Annotated in this window: 18 protein-coding genes; 7 read left to right on the forward strand and 11 right to left on the reverse strand. The window is 42.0% G+C overall.

Features of this window, described 5'->3' with window-relative positions; translation table 11 throughout:
- Nucleotides 1–98: 98 nt before the first annotated feature.
- Together VF06_RS05200 and cas3 are read right to left on the reverse strand one after the other, a co-directional pair.
- A complete protein-coding gene (locus VF06_RS05200) occupies nt 99–323 on the reverse strand; it encodes a hypothetical protein (protein WP_143863051.1) in 225 nt (74 codons plus the stop codon).
- Nucleotides 324–551: 228 nt separating this feature from the next.
- Nucleotides 552–2,729 carry a type I-D CRISPR-associated helicase Cas3' gene (gene cas3 / locus VF06_RS05205; protein ID WP_099066174.1) on the reverse strand — a complete coding sequence of 726 codons (2,178 nt, stop codon included), beginning with the start codon at nt 2,727–2,729 and terminating at the stop codon, nt 552–554.
- Between the two features lie 95 nt (nt 2,730–2,824).
- On the opposite strand from cas3, the gene VF06_RS05210 reads away from it, so the two are divergent.
- On the forward strand, nt 2,825–3,694 hold the full coding sequence (locus VF06_RS05210) for a WYL domain-containing protein (RefSeq protein ID WP_099066173.1): 870 nt from the start codon (nt 2,825–2,827) through the stop codon (nt 3,692–3,694).
- A 149-nt stretch (nt 3,695–3,843) separates the two neighbouring features.
- Here the strand turns inward: VF06_RS05210 and VF06_RS05215 are convergent, their stop codons facing one another.
- Complete coding sequence (locus VF06_RS05215) at nt 3,844–4,374, reverse strand: response regulator (RefSeq protein ID WP_244918041.1); 531 nt, start codon at nt 4,372–4,374, stop codon at nt 3,844–3,846.
- Nucleotides 4,375–4,900: 526 nt separating this feature from the next.
- Between VF06_RS05215 and VF06_RS05220 the strand changes: the two genes are divergently transcribed.
- The 3 genes from VF06_RS05220 (at nt 4,901) to VF06_RS05230 (ending at nt 9,807) form a co-directional block, all read left to right on the forward strand.
- On the forward strand, nt 4,901–7,195 hold the full coding sequence (locus VF06_RS05220; protein ID WP_099066172.1) for an ATP-binding protein: 2,295 nt from the start codon (nt 4,901–4,903) through the stop codon (nt 7,193–7,195).
- 52 nt (nt 7,196–7,247) lie between these two features.
- Nucleotides 7,248–7,715, forward strand: a complete 468-nt coding sequence (locus VF06_RS05225; protein WP_099066171.1) for a response regulator — start codon at nt 7,248–7,250, stop codon at nt 7,713–7,715.
- Nucleotides 7,716–8,070: 355 nt separating this feature from the next.
- Nucleotides 8,071–9,807: an ATP-binding protein gene (locus VF06_RS05230; RefSeq protein ID WP_099066170.1), complete on the forward strand. Its 1,737-nt coding sequence runs from the start codon at nt 8,071–8,073 to the stop codon at nt 9,805–9,807.
- A 38-nt stretch (nt 9,808–9,845) separates the two neighbouring features.
- On the opposite strand, the gene VF06_RS05235 is transcribed toward VF06_RS05230, so the two are convergent.
- Complete coding sequence (locus VF06_RS05235; RefSeq protein ID WP_244918040.1) at nt 9,846–10,319, reverse strand: hypothetical protein; 474 nt, start codon at nt 10,317–10,319, stop codon at nt 9,846–9,848.
- 182 nt (nt 10,320–10,501) lie between these two features.
- On the opposite strand from VF06_RS05235, the gene truB reads away from it, so the two are divergent.
- Together truB and VF06_RS05245 are read left to right on the forward strand one after the other, a co-directional pair.
- The gene (truB, locus tag VF06_RS05240) at nt 10,502–11,386 is read left to right on the forward strand and encodes a tRNA pseudouridine(55) synthase TruB (protein ID WP_099066168.1); all 885 of its coding nucleotides are present in this window, start codon (nt 10,502–10,504) and stop codon (nt 11,384–11,386) included.
- 286 nt (nt 11,387–11,672) lie between these two features.
- The gene (locus tag VF06_RS05245) at nt 11,673–12,542 is read left to right on the forward strand and encodes an alpha/beta fold hydrolase (RefSeq protein ID WP_099066167.1); all 870 of its coding nucleotides are present in this window, start codon (nt 11,673–11,675) and stop codon (nt 12,540–12,542) included.
- A 131-nt stretch (nt 12,543–12,673) separates the two neighbouring features.
- Here VF06_RS05245 and VF06_RS05250 read toward each other — a convergent pair whose 3' ends face one another.
- From VF06_RS05250 to carA, 6 genes are all read right to left on the reverse strand, one after another.
- Entirely contained in the window at nt 12,674–12,976 is a 303-nt protein-coding gene (locus tag VF06_RS05250) for a DUF1816 domain-containing protein (RefSeq protein WP_099066166.1), read from the reverse strand.
- 87 nt (nt 12,977–13,063) lie between these two features.
- Complete coding sequence (gene rlmB / locus VF06_RS05255) at nt 13,064–14,041, reverse strand: 23S rRNA (guanosine(2251)-2'-O)-methyltransferase RlmB (RefSeq protein WP_099066220.1); 978 nt, start codon at nt 14,039–14,041, stop codon at nt 13,064–13,066.
- Between the two features lie 95 nt (nt 14,042–14,136).
- Nucleotides 14,137–14,616 carry a Mini-ribonuclease 3 gene (locus VF06_RS05260; RefSeq protein WP_099066165.1) on the reverse strand — a complete coding sequence of 160 codons (480 nt, stop codon included), beginning with the start codon at nt 14,614–14,616 and terminating at the stop codon, nt 14,137–14,139.
- 913 nt (nt 14,617–15,529) lie between these two features.
- Complete coding sequence (locus tag VF06_RS05265; RefSeq protein ID WP_244918039.1) at nt 15,530–15,874, reverse strand: STAS domain-containing protein; 345 nt, start codon at nt 15,872–15,874, stop codon at nt 15,530–15,532.
- Nucleotides 15,875–15,965: 91 nt separating this feature from the next.
- Nucleotides 15,966–16,127: a hypothetical protein gene (locus VF06_RS40340; RefSeq protein ID WP_180267480.1), complete on the reverse strand. Its 162-nt coding sequence runs from the start codon at nt 16,125–16,127 to the stop codon at nt 15,966–15,968.
- A gap of 10 nt (nt 16,128–16,137) precedes the next feature.
- On the reverse strand, nt 16,138–17,295 hold the full coding sequence (carA, locus tag VF06_RS05275) for a glutamine-hydrolyzing carbamoyl-phosphate synthase small subunit (protein WP_099066163.1): 1,158 nt from the start codon (nt 17,293–17,295) through the stop codon (nt 16,138–16,140).
- A 496-nt stretch (nt 17,296–17,791) separates the two neighbouring features.
- Here carA and VF06_RS05280 point away from each other — a divergent pair, with 496 nt between their 5' ends.
- Nucleotides 17,792–18,844 carry a retropepsin-like aspartic protease family protein gene (locus VF06_RS05280; protein ID WP_099066219.1) on the forward strand — a complete coding sequence of 351 codons (1,053 nt, stop codon included), beginning with the start codon at nt 17,792–17,794 and terminating at the stop codon, nt 18,842–18,844.
- Here the strand turns inward: VF06_RS05280 and trpD are convergent.
- On the reverse strand, nt 18,774–19,976 hold the full coding sequence (gene trpD, locus VF06_RS05285; RefSeq protein ID WP_099066162.1) for an anthranilate phosphoribosyltransferase: 1,203 nt from the start codon (nt 19,974–19,976) through the stop codon (nt 18,774–18,776). The two genes, VF06_RS05280 and trpD, sit on opposite strands and share 71 nt — an antisense overlap.
- Nucleotides 19,977–20,157 lie beyond the last annotated feature (181 nt).

The raw sequence follows: 20,157 nt of genomic DNA on the forward strand, positions 1-20,157 counted from the left end.
ATCGTGTGTACACTCGAAACAGTAACTCAGTCTTGTAGACAGAGATATGAATCGACGACCTTCCGATTACAAGTCGGGTCTACACTGCGAACAGTTTCTTAATCTGGTGGATAATGAAAATCTACAAGATTCTGTAAATCCTCATTTCGACAAACTTGGTGTCCGAAATTTGTCTCTAAAACACTGACGCGATTCTCAAGGTCAGCTAGCTGATTATCTTGAATGGCATTCTGGAGTCGTACTGCTTCTATTGCATCAACTAAATAGTGAAGTTGCTTAAGTACCGTGCGGATTAGGTGGAGGTCGGCATTCTGGTTCTGCATTTGAGATTGTTTCATTTGCATAGAATAAGGTACAGTATTTTACGTTCACAGTAATTAACCCCATAAGATATTTTACTGTGACTAAAACTTGTGTACTATAGTAGCAGTATAAGTCTAAGGCATTCAAATCCCTATTAGGGATTGAAACAATTATCTGTGAACGTACTACTGTTCCTTGTTCTGCCTTAAGACCATGAATAACCAAAATCCCTATTAGGGATTGAAACCTCAAGCAACCCATATCTCATCTCCCTTGCTTTTAAAGGTGTACGCCAGCGTATCTAGCAGCAGTGCAGAGTGACCAAAAGCGATCGCATACGGTGCGTTAACATCATGAAAGCTATACTGATCGCTGATTGGGTAAATCTGAAAATGCATCGGTAGCCGCAACCGCATCCGTACTTCTGCAACTGGACGGCGAATCACATAACAAACTAAACCCTGTGTTTTCAAGCGTTTGTTAATCTCCCCAATCCAGTAGTTTTCAGGTTGCCAAATTTCCACACCTTTTAAAACCTGAACTTTCCAAGCGTCTGCTTTTGGTTGCAAGTCGCCTGAATAAGTAAATTTCCAGTTCAGCCGTTCCTCGCGGTAGGAACGCAACTTGATAAATGCGAGACAGTGAGCAAATCTACCTTTGGCTATGGGTTGTCCGGTGCGTTTGGCGGTTTCTTGGAGTGTCCGTATAAACGCCGCTTCTGTCCACATTTCAATTTCTAAGTTGCTTAAAATTCCCGGTAAATCATAGGTTTTAAATCTGTCTACTTCGTTTGTTTCTGTTAAATCGTAAATTCCGCATTGCAAAGGACTAGAACCTCGAAAACTATAAGCATCATCAGCAATGGGATTTCCTAATTTACCTGAAAGCGCTTGCCAATCTTTAGCCCATCCTTGAATACGTCCGGCTAGAGGTTTTAAACTGGTTTCAAAGACTGCTTCACAAGCTTGAATAAATGCTTCTAAACTACCTACATACTGTTGTTGAATAGTCTTGTGTTTCAAGTCCCAACACAGTTTCATTGATTGCACAGCACCCCAACGGCGATAATAACCATGAAAATCATTGATTTGGCGATATTGCTCTTTAATTATGTTTTGCAGAGTGGGGCGATCGCAAGTACTATTAACTACTAAAGGTGGTGACTCTATCTGAAATAATCTCTCTACTAAAAAGTTGGGAACCAAAGCCAAAGCTGTGAAGTTTTCAAACTTAATTTGCTCACCATTTTTATCATAGCCATCATGTCTACCCAAGCGTCCCAAACGCTGAATAAAATTACCCGCATCCGATGATTCAAAAATTAGGAAGTTAATTTTAAAATCAACGCCAACATCAATAGTACTCGTGCCAAGAACTAAATCAGCAGCCAAACTTAACTCTTTTTGCGCTTTTCCTGATAATCCTGTATTTTCTCCTACCGTCAAGCCATGAGGCTGCAAAAGTTCTTGAAAAAATGGAGTCAGGCGCTTGACTGCTGCGATGGAATTGAGAATAATTGCTCCCTTACTCCCTGGATACTGCTGAAACTGAGCCAAAATCAAATTACTATTTTCTCTTAACCAAGTTTCCGAAGCTTTAAAAGCAGGTTCTAAAGGAATAAAGTTCAGTGAAATTGTTCGTGCTACTTGCCGCCATCCTTGCGTTTGCAGTTCGTTTTCTTGTTCGGCGCTATCAGGAAATTGATATTTATTTTTCTCTAACGGGTTAATTTCTTGGCAGCGAAAACCTGCTGCTTGCAATCTAGTAATTAAATTTTTATCTGGTGTAGCTGAAAGAAACAAAAACTTCTTGCGGCGGTTTGTACAGCGAATTAATAGCATCGTGTTAATTACACTTGCAATTTGAGGAGCAGCAAAAACATGGAATTCATCAAAGATAAATAAGTCAAAGTCTTTATCAATTCTGCCCCATAATTTATCCGGACTGTCACCAGGAATTATATAAGCACCTCGATGTAAGTAATGAAAAATATCAGGGTTAGTTAATAATGCTTCTCTTTGATTTGTGAGAGTTGCGATCGCTGCACTTTTTCTCAATCCTTCATTCTCAGCATAAATTTCTAAATCAGCCCCACTCAGCCGCACTACACGCGGTTTATCTCTGGGTTGAAATTCTTCAATATATCCTTGAATTTGTATTTCTTGGTCACGCGCTAATTCGTTAGTTGGATAAAGTGCAATAGCTGAAAATTCACCTTGCAGCACTTCTAAATAAGCAGCTAAGCTTTTACCGTCGCCTGTCATGGCGGTGTTGAATACTACATCAACATTTGGATCTTGCAGTGCTTTGAAAGTTTCAACTTGATGCCAAGATAATGACCAGCCATCTGGAATTTTCAAGCCTGGTGGTGTCGCCACTGTTTGAGAATACACTGGCTTGAGAGTTATTGTGTAATCATTGGACATATACTGAAATAGTGTCCGTAACTGGTTGTTAAAAACCATATTGGCACGCAAAATAGAGGTTGGCAAGATATATCCGTGCAAAAGTGTCCGTACAAATGAGTCGTAAAGGTCAATCGATAACTCTGTCTCTGCGAGAACAGGATAAAACCGAATTAGAAAACCTGGCGCTGGAGTTTGGTATGATGTGGGGCGATCGCCCGAATATCTCTAAACTAATAGAAGCGATCGCCCGCCATCAGTTAATTATTGGTAAAAATCATGACTGGTCAGAAGCGCGTATCCGTGCCCTTGACCGTGCAATGCGTTTATTAACCGACAACGGGCAAAACGAGCAAGCGCAAATCATAGCGCAATTATTACTGGAACGTAGCGAAATACCGATACCTCTGCGTACTGAAATCGAAAGTTTCTTAGGGAATTTAGCCCCGCAGTGGCGTTTGCAAATTGACCGTTACATCTTACAGCAGCAAGCGTTTCAACTCAGTTATCAAGATCCAAGACAACAAGTATTTAATTTTACTGTTCGCTATGCTAAAGTTACACCCCACGAAAAGCGTCAATATTTAGATTGCTGGTGTGAAGAGACAGAGGGTAATTCTGATGTGGAAGAGTTACGTCACAATTGGAGTCTACGTTTAGACCGTATTCAAGAAGCCGCTGTATTACCTGTTGCCGGTGAGTGGCGTCGTAGCCAATTGGCACAAATAGACGTAGAAATGCATCTACTTGGTAATTTAGGCTTTGCTTATCAAGCTAAACCGGAAGACAAGACAAATGAATGGTTACCGGACACACAACGTATCAAACGAGTTGTCAGGCCTATCTCTAATACCTTTTGGTTTATTCGCGAAATTATGCAATATACTCCTGATTGCGTCATCGTTTCCCCAGAAAACGTTCAAGCACTGATAGTTGCAAAACTAAAAACCCTCTGTCAGCATTACGGGCTAGAAGTTTTTTTGTAAACGCTAGTGGGGAGATGGGGAGATGGGGAGATGGGGAAAAGGTTAAAGGTTAAAGGGAAAAGGAATAAATTTAATCTTTCCCCTTTTCCCCTTACCCTTTTCCCCTTCCCAATGCCCCAATCCCTAGCCAACACTACCCCAATGACAAATTACCTTTCTGCTAAACAAGAGTAATCGCCAAATAACGAAAAATCTCTGCTACAAGAACGTCGCAGCAGTTTTGCAACTTCTACAATCAATTGTGTAGGATTTGAAGGCTTTTTGATATAACTTTGAAATCCACATGCAAGAGCTTGTTTATAAGCTTTATTTTCACCTCGATCGCTAAAGGCGATCGCTGGAATTTCCCTCATTTTTTCTGAGGCAAGAGTCCGGATTTTTTGGATCAACAAATATCCAGAATTACCTGGCAAATCGATGTCGCTAATTAAAAGATCCACTGTTACTTTTTTAACGATTTCAAATGCTTCCATAGCACATGAGGTAGTAATCACACTGATTCCATAAATTTTTAGAATACAGGTAATAAAGGTAATAATATCTTCATTATCATCTACTAAAAGTATTGTCCTTCCTTGAAAAATTCCTGTATTTTTTATATCATTTTGATGATGAAAATTATCTAATTTTATGCCGACTCTCTCTTCAAGAGGATGTGAGTCATCAAAATTTTTTGACACGATGTATTGGCCTCCTAAGTTGCCGAATCAATTAGGGAGGAAGTCCTACTGGTAGCTAGCTGCTAACTAGCTGCCTAGTGGGCATCATTAGTGTTATGAACTTGATTAAATCAAGTTTTATTGTCACTAGTCTTATTTCCTTAGATATATAAAATTTATTTGTTTGTTAAATTTTTGTCTTTATTTTTACCGATAGCCATCTTCTCATTATTTAAGTAATTATCGTCAAATACGTTCTATTTATGACTAAAAATTTCTAAGTATTTATCAGATTTTATATTTTGGACTCAAAGCATTAGTTACAAAGCTGTTGTTGATTGCGATCGGCATCAATCTACGGCAATTCCAAACAAAGCCATCGCCATACAGGTAATTGTAAGGGCGAATGGCTATTCACCCCTACCATGTACTCCATTTACTGAAAAACGCCATAGTACGATCGCGTCCACACTTATCGGCATATACTTTAAAGAAATGTGACATTTAATTGCGCTATTGTAAAAATCAGCTTTACATCAGTTGATTTATGAGCCAGCCTGAAGAGACCAATGCCCAAGCTAACGCTCTGACTAACCACGATTCCAAACCCATTCACATACCTGGCTCTATTCAACCTCATGGCGTACTGTTAGCACTGAATACTCAGCTAGAGATAGTGCAAGTCAGTGACAATACCCCAGAATATTTGGGTAAAGAGCCAGAAGATTTGCTCAATCAACCCCTGAACTGTTTGTTTGACAGTAAAAAAGTGGAACTTGTTAAGCAGTGCTTGGGGAAAAAAATTGGTATTTCTAATGCATTTAGAGTATTAATAAACACTGATAATGGCGAACGGTATTTTGATGCCGTGGTTCATCGCACACAAGAAGCTGTCATTGTGGAGCTAGAACCCACTGACTCGGAATCGGAGGTCAGTTTCTTGGGCTTTCATGAATTGGTGGGTGAAGCCATAGCCAAAATGCAAAGCACATCGAATTTAATCGAATTTTTGCACATCGCAGCAGAGAAACTCCAAGAAATTATTGGTTTTCACCGTGTGATGGTGTATCAATTTGACGAATCCGGAGCCGGTTCTGTAGTTGTAGAAGTCAAAGGAGAAGATTTATCACCTTATTTAGGACTCCACTACCCTGCTACAGATATCCCAGCCCAAGCTAGGGAGTTATACACGCGCTCTTTGCTACGATTTATTCCTGATTTGACTGTGGAAGCGGTCAAGCTATTTCCCGGCCAAAATCTTGACTTAAGCTACAGTGTGTTGAGGAGTTTTGATTCCTGTTGTATTGAATATCATCAAAACATGGGAGTCACGTCACTTTTAGTCATTTCACTGATTCAAGAGCAAAAACTTTGGGGATTAATATCTTGCCATCATCAAACACCAAAGTATCTCTCTTATGAAGTGCGGAAGATGTGCGAATTTTTGGGACAAATTGTTTCTTCAGAATTAGCGCACAAAATTAGTCACTCGGAATGGGACTATGAAGTCAAGCTCAAATCGCTACAGTCTGAGTTTCTCAAGTCCATTTCCCAAGCCGACAATTTTATTGATGCTCTCATCAAACCGGAAATCCGTTTGTTAGATCTTGTTAGCGCCTCAGGAGCAGCAATTTGTTTGGATAATGAAGTTACTCTCGTGGGAGCAACACCGAATATTGACCAGGTGCGGGCGCTGATTGAATGGGCGGATACCCAAGTTCATGACAATTTGTTTTCCACTGATTCTTTGCCAAAGCTTTACCCAGAAGCGTTGATATTTAAAGATACTGCTAGCGGCTTGTTGCTACTGCGGATTTCTCAAGTCCGACGCTATTACATCCTTTGGTTTCGCCCTGAAGTTATCCAAACAGTAAACTGGGCAGGTGATCCCAACGAATCCATTCAAGCCCAAGCAGATGGTAGCCTGACCTTATCTGTGCGAAAATCTTTTGCAGCTTGGCAAGAAACAGTGAGATTAACTTCTCTACCTTGGAGACCATGCGAACTTGACAGTGCTTTGAGTCTGAGAAATGCCATCGTCGGTATTGTACTCTCCAAGGCCGATGAATTAGCCAAAATTAATTTAGAGTTAGAACGCAGCAATCAAGAGCTAGCCTCCTTTGCCTATGCTGCTTCCCATGACCTCAAGGAACCTCTGCGGGGTATTTATAACTTTTCCACGGTACTGTTAGAAGACTATGACGAAATATTAGATGATGATGGTGTTGAGTGCTTGCAGACAGTAGTCTCCTTATCTGTACGCATGGAAACGCTGATTAATGCTCTACTGCGACTTTCCCAGTTAGGACAAGCACAACTGCGAGAACAAGCCACCGACCTCAACGAATTGGTGGCTCAAGTAATTGAAGTCTTTCGGGCTAGTCAGCACAACTCTGGACTGATGGATATTCGCATTCCTCGACCTTTACCCATAGTGGAGTGCGATCGCGTTCTCGTCAACGAAGTCTTCAGTAACTTAATTGGTAACGCCTTCAAATACAACGATAAAGCTGAAAAATGGGTTGAGATTGGCTACTTCTCTGGAGATAGGGAGCAAGGGAGATGGGGAGGTGGGGAGCCTCTGCCCTTGGAGCCTCTTGTGCCCATACCCCATGCCCCATGCCCTATTTTTTATGTCCGCGATAACGGTATTGGGATTCCCCAACATCATCTAGAAACCATCTTTCGATTATTTAAGCGGCTGCATTCCCAGGAAAAATACGGCGGAGGTGCAGGTGCAGGACTAGCTATTGTTAAGAAAATTGTTGAGCTGCACAACGGTCAAATTTGGGTCGAATCTGCTGTAGGCATTGGCTCGATATTCTATTTTACGCTCGAATAGTTTAAGATAGTCACCAAATATATATTTTTGTTAAGTTGTTTTAAGACCACGAATGACAAAAAAACTTCATGAACCTCTGCTTGTTGTTGAGGACAGCAATGAAGATTTTCGGATGCTACAACGTCTGATGAGGCGCATGTCCGTCCAGAACCCCATACATCGTTGTACCAATGGGGATGAGGTTATAGAGTTCCTCTATCAACAGAAGAACGATACCTACCACCAGGGCGAAGAATCATGCAACTCACAACTAGCATTACGACCTTCTGTAATCTTGCTCGATCTCAATTTACCAGGCATAGATGGCCGCGACATCTTAGCCCGCCTCAAGCAAGACAATACTTTTAAGGAAATCCCCGTCGTAGTTTTTACTACGTCATCGAACCCCAAAGATATTGAACTGTGCTACCAAAAAGGCGCAAATGGATATCTAGTAAAGCCGATGGATGCTCAAGAACTAAAAAAGACGATTCAGGCTTTTGTAGACTACTGGCTGGAAGCCAATACACCGCCTGCGTAGGCTTAATTTGTTTATTTTCCAGATGATGAAGCAGTAAAGACCAAGGCATAACAAAAAAGACTACTTACATGGCACAGAGACATTCTCATCTTTGAGTCACAGTGTTTGCTGTCTGGAAAATGAGGAGTGACAGGAGGATAGGAGATTATAGAATTTTTTTCTGTATGACTGCCTGAGATTGATGTTCTCCATTTTCCTGTTTTTGTTGCTGCCTTCTAGGATTTGCGATCGCTTTAGTATTTCTAAATAATTTAGCTTTTATTTATATTTATTTTATATTATTTTTAGAATTATGCAATAAAAACACAATCTGGATAAAAGGGATCTATCTAGCTCCCCGATCCTCATACTTAATATGTTGGACACATGGACGCTACTCATCATCGATGATTGTGCAGCAGATCGAAAAATCTATCGTCGATATCTTTTGAAAGATCTGCATCAGTCATACCAGATTTTGGAGGCTGACTGTGCAGAAGAAGGACTTGCTTTGTGCAAAAAAATACATTGCGATATCATTCTGCTGGATTATTGCCTACCTGACAAAAGTGGGTTAGAACTTTTCGATCAAATGCAGCAGGAGATATTTAATACTTCTGTGCCTGTGATTATGTTGACAGGACGGGGTGATGAAGAGGTTGCAGTTCAGGCAATGAAACGAGGTGCGCTGGATTATTTGGTCAAGCAACACCTGACACAAGATGTACTGCAACTAGCAGTCCGCAATGCCATCAAGCAATCGTACTTGCAAGCCCAACTCAGTAAAACCCGCGAACGTCAGCGTTTAATTGCTACAACTGCTTTGAGAATCCGCCAGTCTCTTAACCTAGAGCAAATTTTAAATACGGCTGTAGTAGAGGTGCAGCAACTTTTGAAATGCGATGGCGTGATGGTATATCAGTTCGCCACAGATAAAGAGGGTAAAATAGTCGCCTCCTCTGTTGACTCATACCGCGCCGTAGCCCTGTGCGAGGGTCGCGTCGGCAATCAGAATCAAGAGGAGACAAAGACGCGGGGACACCGGGACACGGAGAATTCTTTCCCCGCCTCATCGCGTCACCCCATCACCGCCTCTTCCTCTCTTACCACATCTTATTCCCAATCCCCAATCCCTCATATTTATGAACTTGGCTTGTGTAATCATTTGAGTTTGAAAGAGAAATTTAACACTGAATCAAATTTGGTAGTTCCGATTAATCTCAGCAATAATGGAAATCCAACTCCCAAGCTTTGGGGTTTGTTGATTGCTCACCATAATTCCTATGAACGACAGTGGCAAGCTGATGATGCTCAGATGTTAAATGAAGTATCGGTGCAACTAGCTATTGCTATCCAACAAGCGGAATTGCTAGCCCAAACTCAAGCAGCCCTGACAAAAGAAAAACAACTCAATGTATTTAAATCGCAAATTATTGGCACAGTTTCCCATGAATATCGAACCCCCTTAACTTCAATTTTGGCTGCGGCATCGACTTTAGTAAAATATAGCAACCAACTCGATGAAGCTAAACAGCAGAAATTTTTGGGAATTATTGAACAAAAAGCAAGGTACATGTCCAAACTTGTGGACAATATGCTTTTAGTTAATCAATTTGAACAGGAAAAACCCAAGCCCAAGCCGATACAGCTCGATTTGTTCCAATTTTTTTCTGATTTAATAGAACAAGAGCGAGAAACAGCAGGAGAGCGCCACGAATTGATTTTTAAAATCACTGGAAATTATCATGGTTTTTGTGGCGATCGCGGGCTTTTACAACAAATATTTACTAACTTAATATCCAATGCAATTAAATATTCTCCAAATGGAGGTACTGTAGAGTTTAATCTCATCGGTAAAGAATCGCAAATTATTTTTTATGTCCAAGATTGGGGAATTGGTATTCCGATGGCAGATCGAGAAAATTTATTTCAATCTTTTAGTCGGGGAAGTAACGTTGATACAATTCCTGGCACTGGTTTAGGATTGGCGATCGCCAAAACTTGTGTAGAATTACATGGCGGTAACATCACTTTATCCAGTGAAGTAGGACGAGGAACTAAAGTTACAGTTACTTTACCGAAGGTTTTATCAATAAATCAACTTTCGTCATAGTTCATGATTCATAATTAATAAGTTAATTGCTATGATTTCTAATCTCGAATTTCGATTTTAGTAATCAGCCATTCTTTAATTGTTTTTCCACAAGGTTCAGCGCTTTGACAATCATTGACATCCTCTAGTTCATAAAATAAATTGACATTTTTATTCACATATTTATCCGGCTCGCAAACATCGAATGTCGCACCAACCCCTTCATATAATTTACCATTGCCATCGACAACAGAAACATAGCACTTTAAATCCCCATTTTGCATATCTTTAATAGTGCCAGAAGAGGGATTTTCATTTTTAATAGATGGTTGCTGAGATATATTTGAATCTTTAGTGGGTTGGGAACTGTTCTGTGGATTTTCTTTAATTACTGAATTCGATGGAGAATTATTTGGGTTGGCTGTGACAGAATTTTCTGGAGAACTAATGTTATTAGATTCACTACAACCACCAATGAAAATAGAACAAATAAGAAATATAATGGTAAAAATTGTTTTTTTCATATTATTCATATTTACAACACTGCAATTTTCCTGAATCATGAAAAAGCATGATTCAAAAGTAAAATAGAATGCATACCAGGTTTGGAAGCTAATCTAGTGTACTTCATCAATTTGAAATCTGCTGTATAATAAAAAAATTATATTAATGTTTTAAGCATTTATAAACTTGAAAAAATAAAACTATTGATTTTGTGTTATCTCAAGGTTTTCTCAACTTAAACAAACCATTTGACTGGACTTCCCACGACTGTGTAGCGCGGGTGCGGAAGTTGTTGCGCCTCAAACGCGTGGGACATGCAGGAACTTTAGATCCAGCAGCTACCGGAGTGTTACCCATCGCCTTTGGTAAAGCCACCAGATTATTACAATATTTACCAGGAAACAAAGCTTACAAAGCAACAATTCGCCTGGGTGTGCGTACCACAACTGATGATTTACAAGGTGAAATTATTAATTCTCAAGCTTGTGGGGAATTGAATTTAGCACAAGTAAAAACTGCACTATTAAAATTTCAAGGCAAAATTGAACAAATCCCACCTAGTTACAGTGCAATTCAAGTGGATGGAAAACGTCTCTACGATTTAGCGCGTCAAGGTAAAACGGTGGAAGTTCCAGTGCGGACAGTGGAGATTTTTCACATAGAAATTTTGGATTGGCGTCAAGGAGATTTTCCAGAATTAGATGTGGCCATCGCCTGTGGAAGTGGTACATATATTAGAGCGATCGCTCGTGATTTGGGTGAAATTTTAGAAACTGGTGGTACGCTTGCTGCTTTAACTCGTAGCGAAAGCAGTGGTTTTTATTTAACAGATAGTCTCACCTTCACAGATTTAGAAACACAACTACAAGCTGGAACATTTCAACCCATTTGTGTTGATGCGCCATTACAACATTTACCATTTGTGACTCTACCGTTAACATCTGCTCGCAAATGGTGTCAAGGTCAGCGAATTTCTTTAACTGTCGATGTTTCTGGAATAGTGCGAGTTTATGATGAAGATACTCGCTTTATAGGCATTGGAGAATTACAAAACGAAGCGTTGATCCCTCAAATGGTTTTTGAACCGATTTCTTAAACTGAAAAAATCTAATATTTAACGCAGCCCCATAAAGGGGAAAGGGGAAAGGGTAAAGGGAAAGGGGAAAAAGGGAAAGGTTTGGTATTTTCCCTTTCCACAATAAAAATGTATCCCTTTGACCACAAGAATGCAAAAAGCACTATTGTGCAAGAGGTCTGACGTATTTGAAACCTTTCCCCTTTCCACTTTCCCCTTTTCCCTTTCCCCTTTCCCCCTTCCCCTTCCCCTTTCCCCCTTCCCCAAACCGTATTGCCCCAGCCCCTATTTTAAGGCACGTCTAATGATGAGCGATCGCCAAAATTACACTACTAGCGCTGCAAACCTCAACGTCTACATCCAAGGTCAAGGATTTCCGATTTTAGCCCTACACGGTCATCCTGGTTCTGGTCGCAGTCTTTCTGTATTTACCAATCATTTATCAAAACGCTACAAAACTTTTGCCCCAGATTTACGTGGATACGGCAAAAGTCGCTGGAATGAAAATTTTGACATGAATGACCATTTGACGGACTTAGAAGCGTTACTAGACCGGTTTGAAATTGAAAAATGTTTAATATTGGGATGGTCGCTTGGCGGTATTCTGGCAATGGAACTGGCATTGCGTTTGCCAAAGCGGATTACGGGGTTGATTTTAGTAGCGACAGCCGCAAAACCCCGTGGTAGTCATCCTCCCATCACTTGGCAAGATAATTTATATACTGGCGTTGCTGCCCTATTGAATTATATAAAACCGAGTTGGCAGTGGAATATTGAAACTTTTGGCAAGCGATCGCTTTTTCGCTACTTAATTCAACAACATACATCCACTAGTTACAGCTATATTGCCACCGAAGCTGTACCCGCATATTTGCAAACTTCTGCTGCTGCTACTCGCGCCCTTTACAGTGCTATTCAAGCAGGGTATGACAGACTTCAAGACTTGCCACAAATTCAATGCCCTAGTCTAGTACTTGCTGGAGTTCAAGACCGTCACATCACAGTTGATTCCAGCCTGGAAACAGCTCGACACCTCAAGAACTGCCAATGGCAATGTTACCCCAGTACCGCTCACCTTTTTCCGTGGGAAGTTCCCCAATTGGTACTGAGTGATATTGACCGTTGGCTGGAAGAACATCCCCAGATAAGAGGACGCGGTGACATAGGGACGCGGTGACGCGGGGAAGAAGACGAAACGCAAGGACTTGTGGTAAAAGAATTCACCGTGTCTGGTGTCTTTGAGTCTCTCTTTCCCCACGTCCTCACGTCTTTGTATCTTTTTTCCCGTGTCCTCTTGTCTTGCCTAAATTAAATTTGACCGCCAAAGGCAGGCTGTACTTTGCGGTCAAATCTTTCCCCCAAGTCTTCAGCAATTGTTAGATTATTGGGTTTGCACCGTTTGACATTGACAACAATTCCCTGCGCTCCTTCGGTCTCTAAATCTTCTACGTATCCAACGCTAGCCAATTTTGCTTCATCAAAATTCAGAAATGGCCCGAAGTAGTATGTGCAACGGGGATTTTGCGTTGCAATTTCTACCCACCAAGCCAAACCGAGATAGTTGAACGTGTTAATCAACCCTTCCTTGAGATTATGCCAAATGGTTTTCATGGTTTTCGCTGATTTGTAAACGTGCTACAGGGTGTTAAGGGATATGTTGCTTTATTATCATTTACATTTCTTTATACTCTTTTACTGCTATTTTTTCAAAGAGATTTTTTGTAATTTATCTAAATGCAGCGTATTTAGCGATCGCTGACGATAAATTTCATAAAGTGCCATTCCTGCTGCTACCGAGGCATTGAGGCTAGGGGTTTTACCTTGTAACGGAATTGATACTAAAACATCGCAGGAACGTTGAGTGAGCATACTCAGACCTTCACCTTCAGAGCCAATTACCAATGCGATGGGTCCGCTAAAATTGACTGTGTGTAAGGGTTCACTACCGGTGGCAGCAGTACCATAAATCCAAAATCCCGCTGTTTTTAATTCTTCTAAGGCGCGACTGAGGTTAACAACTCTTGACACAGAGAAGTTTTCTAAAGCACCTGCGGCAACTTTGACAACGGTGGAAGTGATCCCAGAGGCTCTTCTTTGGGGTATGACTAATCCTTGAGCGCCAATTGCCTCAGCTGTGCGAATAATTGCTCCCAGGTTATGGGGATCGGTAATTCCATCAGCTACAACAATTACGGGATCGGTTACAGATTTTGCTTGTTCGAGGAGATCCGGTAATTCTATATAAGTGTAGGGAGCAATTTGAGCCGCCACACCTTGATGATTGGAGTGATTGGTAATTTGGTCTAAACGCTTTGGTTCAACTTCATCAATTACCGTGCCATTTTCCTTGGCGTGTAAAAGCAAAGGGTGAAAGTTGGGATCGTAGCGCAGACGGTTAGTAATCCAAATGCGGTTGAGACCGCGCTGACTTTGCAATGCAGTCAATACTGGATGACGACCGTAGATTAAATCGTTCTCTTCTGCTGGTTTTGTAGGTAGAGAAGGATGAGAGAAGTTGCTATTTTGTGGACGCGAATTGCTGGAAATCGGGTTGATATCTATTTTTTTTCTGGGATTGCGAATTGGATTAGTAATAACACGCTTACCCTGAAGCTTTATAGGTTGCCCCCGATTTGGTTCGCTAGAAGTCTTGATTTTTCTGGGTTTATTTGACATTTTAGTTTTACGATATAGCGTATAGTGGGCATCCAGAACGGCGCTATTTACCAGACCTACTCTACTGTTTTGATAATTGTGAAATTGAATTTTCACTATTTCTCTAGATGGAGTATTTCTAACAGTTCGGTTAGGCGCTGGTAATCAGTTAGATATAAGTAGCCAATTAAGGTTTCTAGACTAGTTGCCTGTTGATAAATTTCGGGATCGAGCCGCTTAGGCCGTCCTGTAGCAGCGTTTCGACCCCGGCGGACAATTTCTAGTTCGGTGTCCCTCAGATGAGGAGTAAGCGATCGCAAATGTAGCGCTTGTGTTTCCGCTCTTACCTGTCCCACTACCAAACGATGATAAGTCTCTGGTCGCTGTAGTGGTAGTAGATAGAACATTCTAACATAAAGTTCATAGATTGCATCCCCCAAATAAGCTAAAGCAGAGGGAGAAATTTTTTGTACTTGTGAAAAAGAAATGTGTTGGGATAATGGCACTGTGCTTAACAACAGTGCTTGAGTCCAAGATAAATTTTGTTTGGAAACTTCATCTTGTCCATCCAATAACCCTTCTTCCTTTGACTTCACAAATAAATCATTCCTTGACTAGCTCAATAATTGTGCAGGCATTCTTCCCAAAGATTGATTTCCCTGAAGTATGCCATCATAGTATACCTAGCATAATCAACACTATACAAAAATACTTACTAAATTTTATCTTTTTGATTAAGACTTAGCATTTTAGATTCCCCTGATTTCCACTTGTCACAAGGTAATTTTGGGTACTTATTGCTGTCTAGAATTTACTGGCATCAGAGAAAATTTTAATGTAATAGTTCTGCTTGAAATTTGCTAGATTGCTATGTTTAGTTAGTAGATATTTTTTCCTAATTATACATTATCAAGTCAAGTTTAGATCGAAATTAATCAGTTGACTTTTATTTACTAGAACTTTGTTTGGCTTTGGTTGTTATCGAATATCCTAACCAGAAGTCATATCTCTTATAAAATGCTTGAAAAGTTGTTGATTATACACAAATCAGCTAAACAATCTGCCGAAATCTCGCTTTTTGAAGTAGAGTTGGAAAGTTGATTTCACACTTTTCAATGGGTGTTAACGGGGATCGAGCTAAATATTTATTGAAAGTCACAAAAAACTCCATTCCAAGTGTGGGCGGACAAGGTTGTTTCACAGGTAGTACAGGGCATTGATAATATCTTCCCATACCCCACTCCCCTGTATTGACAAAGATTTTAGGAAACTCGAAAAGATAAACAACAGATAGTCGTTGATTGTGAACTGTCAAGGGTCAACAGTTACAAAGGATATTTTTTTTACTTGCAAGTGCCTTAATTTTTAATCTCGATCCGTTTTAAATATATAAAGCTCAACTGGCTGAGCGCCTCTCCCGCAAGGAGAGAGGTTTTGCCAGAAGTTTTAAAAATTTAGCTATCCGATGTTGAATCTGAATAGCCAAGTTAATCTCAATAGGTCTAGCAATCAAGACTGCTTGACGTTTTCTAGAGCCGCTTCAACTGTTTGTTGCAGGGAGAGAAACTTCTCTAAGCGAACAAGCTTGACCGTTTGAGTGACGCGGGCATTCGTGACAATTTGCAAAGTGCCATTAGCGTTTTGAGCCTTCTTGGCTGCTTGCACCAAAGCACCCAAGCCAGAGCTATCAATAAAGTCGATTTGTGAGAGATCCAAAATAATATGCTTAGGACCTTCTTCGATCTTGCTCTCTAGTACCTTGCGAAACGTCGGCTCAGAAAAGGCATCTAACAAACCTGTGAGGCGGAATAGCTGACAGTTATCCCGGACTTCACGAGTGCCCCTCAGGCTCACGGTTAGATTCAGTGGCTCAGCAATAATTCCCTCCTCATAAGTTAAAGTGAACGCTCAAGTATAGATGGTTTTTGAGCGTGTTGTCTACAATCTACTGGAGTAAGGGGCATTGGGCATTGGGCGTTGGGCGAGGGAAAGGGGTAAGGGGAAAAGGGAAAAGATTAAATTTATTCCTTTTCCCTTTAACCTTTTCCCCATCTCCCCATTCCCCATCTCCCCATCTCCCCATCTCCCCATCTCCCCATCTCCCCATTCCCCATTCCCTAGTTCCCATCACTCTGACGCGCTGTTCGCATAGCTTGAACAAATTGCTCAAACAAGTAATCAGCATCGTGAGGGCCAGGGCTGGCCTCTGGGTGATATTGTACAGAGAATACAGGCAGAGACTTGTGACGTACCCCGGCAACGGTGCGATCGTTTAAATTTAGGTGACTAACTTCCACAACTGTTGCGGGAAGGGAATCTGGGTCAATGGCAAAACTATGGTTTTGGCTGGTAATTTCTACCTTTTGCTGTAAACCCGCTGGCTGGTTCAAACCACGGTGACCAAATTTGAGTTTATAGGTTTCTGCTCCCAAGGCATGACCCAAAATTTGATGCCCCATACAAATCCCAAAGATGGGTTTTTGACTCAGCAGCAGCGCTTTGGTAGTTGCAATTCCTTCGGTGACGGTAGCAGGGTCACCAGGCCCGTTAGAAAGAAAGACACCATCAGGATTGTAGTTGAGAATTTCCTCTGGTGGCGTATCAGCAGGTACAACAATTACCCGACAACCATAACTGGCTAAGCGACGCAAAATATTGCGTTTGATGCCAAAGTCCAGGGCAACAACGGTAAAGGGTTTCTCAATATTGTTGGTGGTTTCCGGATTAAATTCCCAGGCTGGAATCGTGGGATCTGACCATTCATAAGTTTTTGCCGTCGTCACTTCTCGAACCAGATTCAATCCTGCCATGTTGGGAGCTGCTTGCACCTGCTCTAGCAATTCTCCCTCATCCAGAATAGCTGTGGAAATACCACCGTTCATGGCTCCGAACATCCGGATTTTGCGGGTGAGGGCGCGGGTGTCGATGCCATAGATGGCTGGTATCTGATGCTGTTTGAGGTAGTCGGGTAAGGATTGGGTCGATCGCCAATTACTTGGTCGATGACAAATGTTTCGGGCGATGGCACCCCGCACTTGGGGGCGTTGTGATTCCTCATCTTCAGGGTTGACACCAGTATTCCCCAATTCTGGATAAGTAAAAATCACAATCTGACCGCAGTAACTAGGATCGGTCAGTACTTCTTGATAGCCAGTCATCCCAGTGTTGAATACCACTTCTCCAATGGCGGTTCCCGTAGCACCGAAAGACCAACCGCGATAAGTGGTTCCATCTGCCAAGACAAGTAAAGCTGGTATTGCGTCAGACAAGGACATAGAGTGGGGAGTGGGGAGTGGGGAGTGGGGAGTGGGGATTGAGTACTGGGGATTAGAAAAACTTTTCTCCAGTCCTTAGTTTTTAACTTTTATGTCCCTTACTCTTGAAGACTGCAACCTCTGATTGTCTCATAACTTGAGTAATTAAAAGCTTTAGAATTATTAATGAAAAATTAAATTTTCTATTGTCCGCTAGACCTGCCTTAAAAATAGGGCATTGGCCAAACAGGGCATTAGGCATGAGAATATTGATTTTTATTGTTCCTTGTGAGCGCAGCTCATGGAGTAAGAGTGCAATCAATTGCTTTTTGGACTCTTGTGGTCAAAGGGAATCATGTTAAAGGGGAAAGGGAAAATACCAAACATGCACCCCCTTTCCCCTTTCCCTTTTCCCGACTTCTGCAAGAAGTCTACTCTCTATTTCCCCAACCCTGTTGCCTTTGACAAAAATCTTTAAAGAGTGGTTTTGCAAGAGCTTGGGCAGTTAATATTAATTATGCTTCCCACTTTTTTATCCCGCACAACCTTAATTTTTGCATTCAGCGCTCTGGCGGTTTTGAATGTTGCCTGTAGTGAAGACAAACGAAACACTACGGTTGGTGGCAACGAACAACCCGTGGCAATTGGTGATGTGGCATCAGTACAGCCTAGCACCACCGAACCAGCAACACCAGAAGCTACTCCTCAACCACAGTCACCACAGCCATCTGAAACTGAACCTAGCGTTTTTGAATTGGCTTTAGATAAAGCTGTCAGTGCTTGGAGTATCAGTCAATCTGCTCAATCTCCAGATGATTGGAATTTAGTGGCGAGTCAATACCAAGATGCCATCGCTCTGATGCGAAAAGTAGAACGGCAAACTCCAGAGTTTGGCTTCGCTCAATCCAAAATCACAGAATATCAGCGCCAAATCAAATATGCCAAGCAAAAAGCGACTCCCCGCCCTGCACCAATTAGGGAACCTCAAAAAATAGTAGTTGTGGTTCCCCAAGCACCAACTACACCAAAGCTTACTTCATCTGTGTCAATTCCGGTACAACAACAATCATTACCACCGGAAACACAAAGAGCTTCATCGGCAGTGGTGATTCCAGAGCAACCGGTATTTACAGCTCCAATTAAAAGGCGAGCTGGTGGTACGCCAATTGTGGAAGTTACTTTTAATGGGCAGCACAAGTTTGAAATGATTGTAGATACAGGAGCCAGTGGCACTGTAATCACCCAAGAAATGGCAAATTCTCTGGGAATAGTGCCAGTGGGAAAAGCGAAGGCAAACACCGCCAGTTCTAGAGCTGTGGAATTTCCTGTGGGTTACGTTGATTCAATGGCACTTGGTGGGGTGAAAGTGAATCGAGTACCTGTGGCGATCGCTGGTACGGAACTGGAAACCGGACTTTTAGGACATGACTTTTTTGGCAATTACGATGTCACAATAAAACGTAATGTGGTAGAGTTTCGCCCGCAATTGCGATCGCAAATCAATTCCCCAGAAATTGAACTAACTCCTCCAACTTCGTCCAAGCCGTCCCGCTTTGCAGAATATCCTTAGCGATTTTAATTCCTTGGGCATGATCGAGGAATGGTATTGTCCCCGCTACTTGCAGCGCCAAGGAAGCATTTAAAGCCACTGCATCCTGTTGGGCCTGAGTACCTTTGCCTTGGAGGACAGCTTTGAGAATCACCGCATTCTCTTGCACATCCCCACCCCGAAGCATACCTATGGGAGCAGGTGTAACATCCAAATCCAAAGGATTAACAGTAGTTAACTGCACTTCTCCTTCAGATAACACCGCCAAGTCAGTTATATCTCCTAACCCAGCCTCATCGAGTTTTTCTCGCCCGTGCAACACTATGGCCTTTTCCTTGCCCAAATTCTGTAAAGCCTGGGCAACCGTCGCTAAAAGTTTGGGAGTGAATAACCCCACCACTTGCCCGGTTGGACGCAAGGGATTTACTAAAGGCCCTAGTAGATTAAACACTGTGCGTACCCTCAGAGTCCGGCGTAATGAGGCCACTGCTTTCAGTGCTGGATGCCAACCAGGGGCAAACAAGAAAGTAATTCCCACTTCCTGTAAAGCTGCTTGCACTTTTTCACTAGGGGCACTCAAATTTACACCCAAAGCTTCCAATACATCAGCACTGCCAGTGAGACTTGAAGCTGAACGATTGCCGTGTTTGGCAACGGGTACGCCATAAGCAGCGACAACAAAAGCAACGGCTGTGGAAATATTAAAAGTTGACGAACCATCTCCACCAGTGCCGCAGGTGTCTATTACGGAAAAAGACGCGGGGACATGGGGACGCTCTGACGCGGGGAAATTATTCTCCCTGTCTCCCTGTCCTCCGAAGTTTGGATCGGAGGAAGCCTCCGCTCCAACTTCTCTCCGTGTCCCCCCGTCCTCCGAAGTTTGGATCGGAGGAAGCCTTTGCTCCAACTTCTCTCCGTGTCCTCCTATAGATTGGGCTTGTAATACTTCAGCCATGCCGGTCAACTCGTCGGCCGAAACGCCTTTAAAGTTCAGTGCTGTTAAAATTGCTCCTGATAACTCTGGAGGAACGGCTTCACTGAGCCAACCTTGCATTAATTCAGCAGCTTGAGTACGCGACAATGATTCGCCATCTATTAGTTGTTGCAGCAGAACAGAATAGGATTCTTGTGCAGGAATTGGTGAAGTAGTCATTGCTAGGTTTTTCTGTTGTGGGGTGTAGCTATGTTGCAGGGCATGGGAGCTATCCTACCGGAAAATTAGCTTTCATCAAAGTTACAACAAAATTCAGAAGTCAGAATTCAAATAGCCTTTCGGAGTAGCTTTGAAGTGTAAATTGTGTACTTCATGCTTCTTGAAATGTGCTGTAAGTTTA

The organism is Nostoc linckia z4, from assembly GCF_002608075.1.
Lineage (GTDB): Bacteria > Cyanobacteriota > Cyanobacteriia > Cyanobacteriales > Nostocaceae > Nostoc > Nostoc linckia.

What these genes read in the sequence shown, in the direction of transcription:
- VF06_RS05200 (WP_143863051.1), bottom strand. Translation starts at nt 323, where the DNA reads ATGCAGAACCAGAATGCCGACCTCCACCTAATCCGCACGGTACTTAAG.
- cas3 (WP_099066174.1), bottom strand. Translation starts at nt 2,729, where the DNA reads ATGTCCAATGATTACACAATAACTCTCAAGCCAGTGTATTCTCAAACA.
- VF06_RS05210 (WP_099066173.1), top strand. Translation starts at nt 2,825, where the DNA reads ATGAGTCGTAAAGGTCAATCGATAACTCTGTCTCTGCGAGAACAGGAT.
- VF06_RS05220 (WP_099066172.1), top strand. Translation starts at nt 4,901, where the DNA reads ATGAGCCAGCCTGAAGAGACCAATGCCCAAGCTAACGCTCTGACTAAC.
- VF06_RS05225 (WP_099066171.1), top strand. Translation starts at nt 7,248, where the DNA reads ATGACAAAAAAACTTCATGAACCTCTGCTTGTTGTTGAGGACAGCAAT.
- VF06_RS05230 (WP_099066170.1), top strand. Translation starts at nt 8,071, where the DNA reads ATGTTGGACACATGGACGCTACTCATCATCGATGATTGTGCAGCAGAT.
- VF06_RS05235 (WP_244918040.1), bottom strand. Translation starts at nt 10,319, where the DNA reads ATGAATAATATGAAAAAAACAATTTTTACCATTATATTTCTTATTTGT.
- VF06_RS05245 (WP_099066167.1), top strand. Translation starts at nt 11,673, where the DNA reads ATGAGCGATCGCCAAAATTACACTACTAGCGCTGCAAACCTCAACGTC.
- VF06_RS05250 (WP_099066166.1), bottom strand. Translation starts at nt 12,976, where the DNA reads ATGAAAACCATTTGGCATAATCTCAAGGAAGGGTTGATTAACACGTTC.
- rlmB (WP_099066220.1), bottom strand. Translation starts at nt 14,041, where the DNA reads ATGTCAAATAAACCCAGAAAAATCAAGACTTCTAGCGAACCAAATCGG.
- VF06_RS40340 (WP_180267480.1), bottom strand. Translation starts at nt 16,127, where the DNA reads ATGGGGAGATGGGGAGATGGGGAGATGGGGAGATGGGGAGATGGGGAA.
- carA (WP_099066163.1), bottom strand. Translation starts at nt 17,295, where the DNA reads ATGTCCTTGTCTGACGCAATACCAGCTTTACTTGTCTTGGCAGATGGA.
- VF06_RS05280 (WP_099066219.1), top strand. Translation starts at nt 17,792, where the DNA reads ATGCTTCCCACTTTTTTATCCCGCACAACCTTAATTTTTGCATTCAGC.
- trpD (WP_099066162.1), bottom strand. Translation starts at nt 19,976, where the DNA reads ATGACTACTTCACCAATTCCTGCACAAGAATCCTATTCTGTTCTGCTG.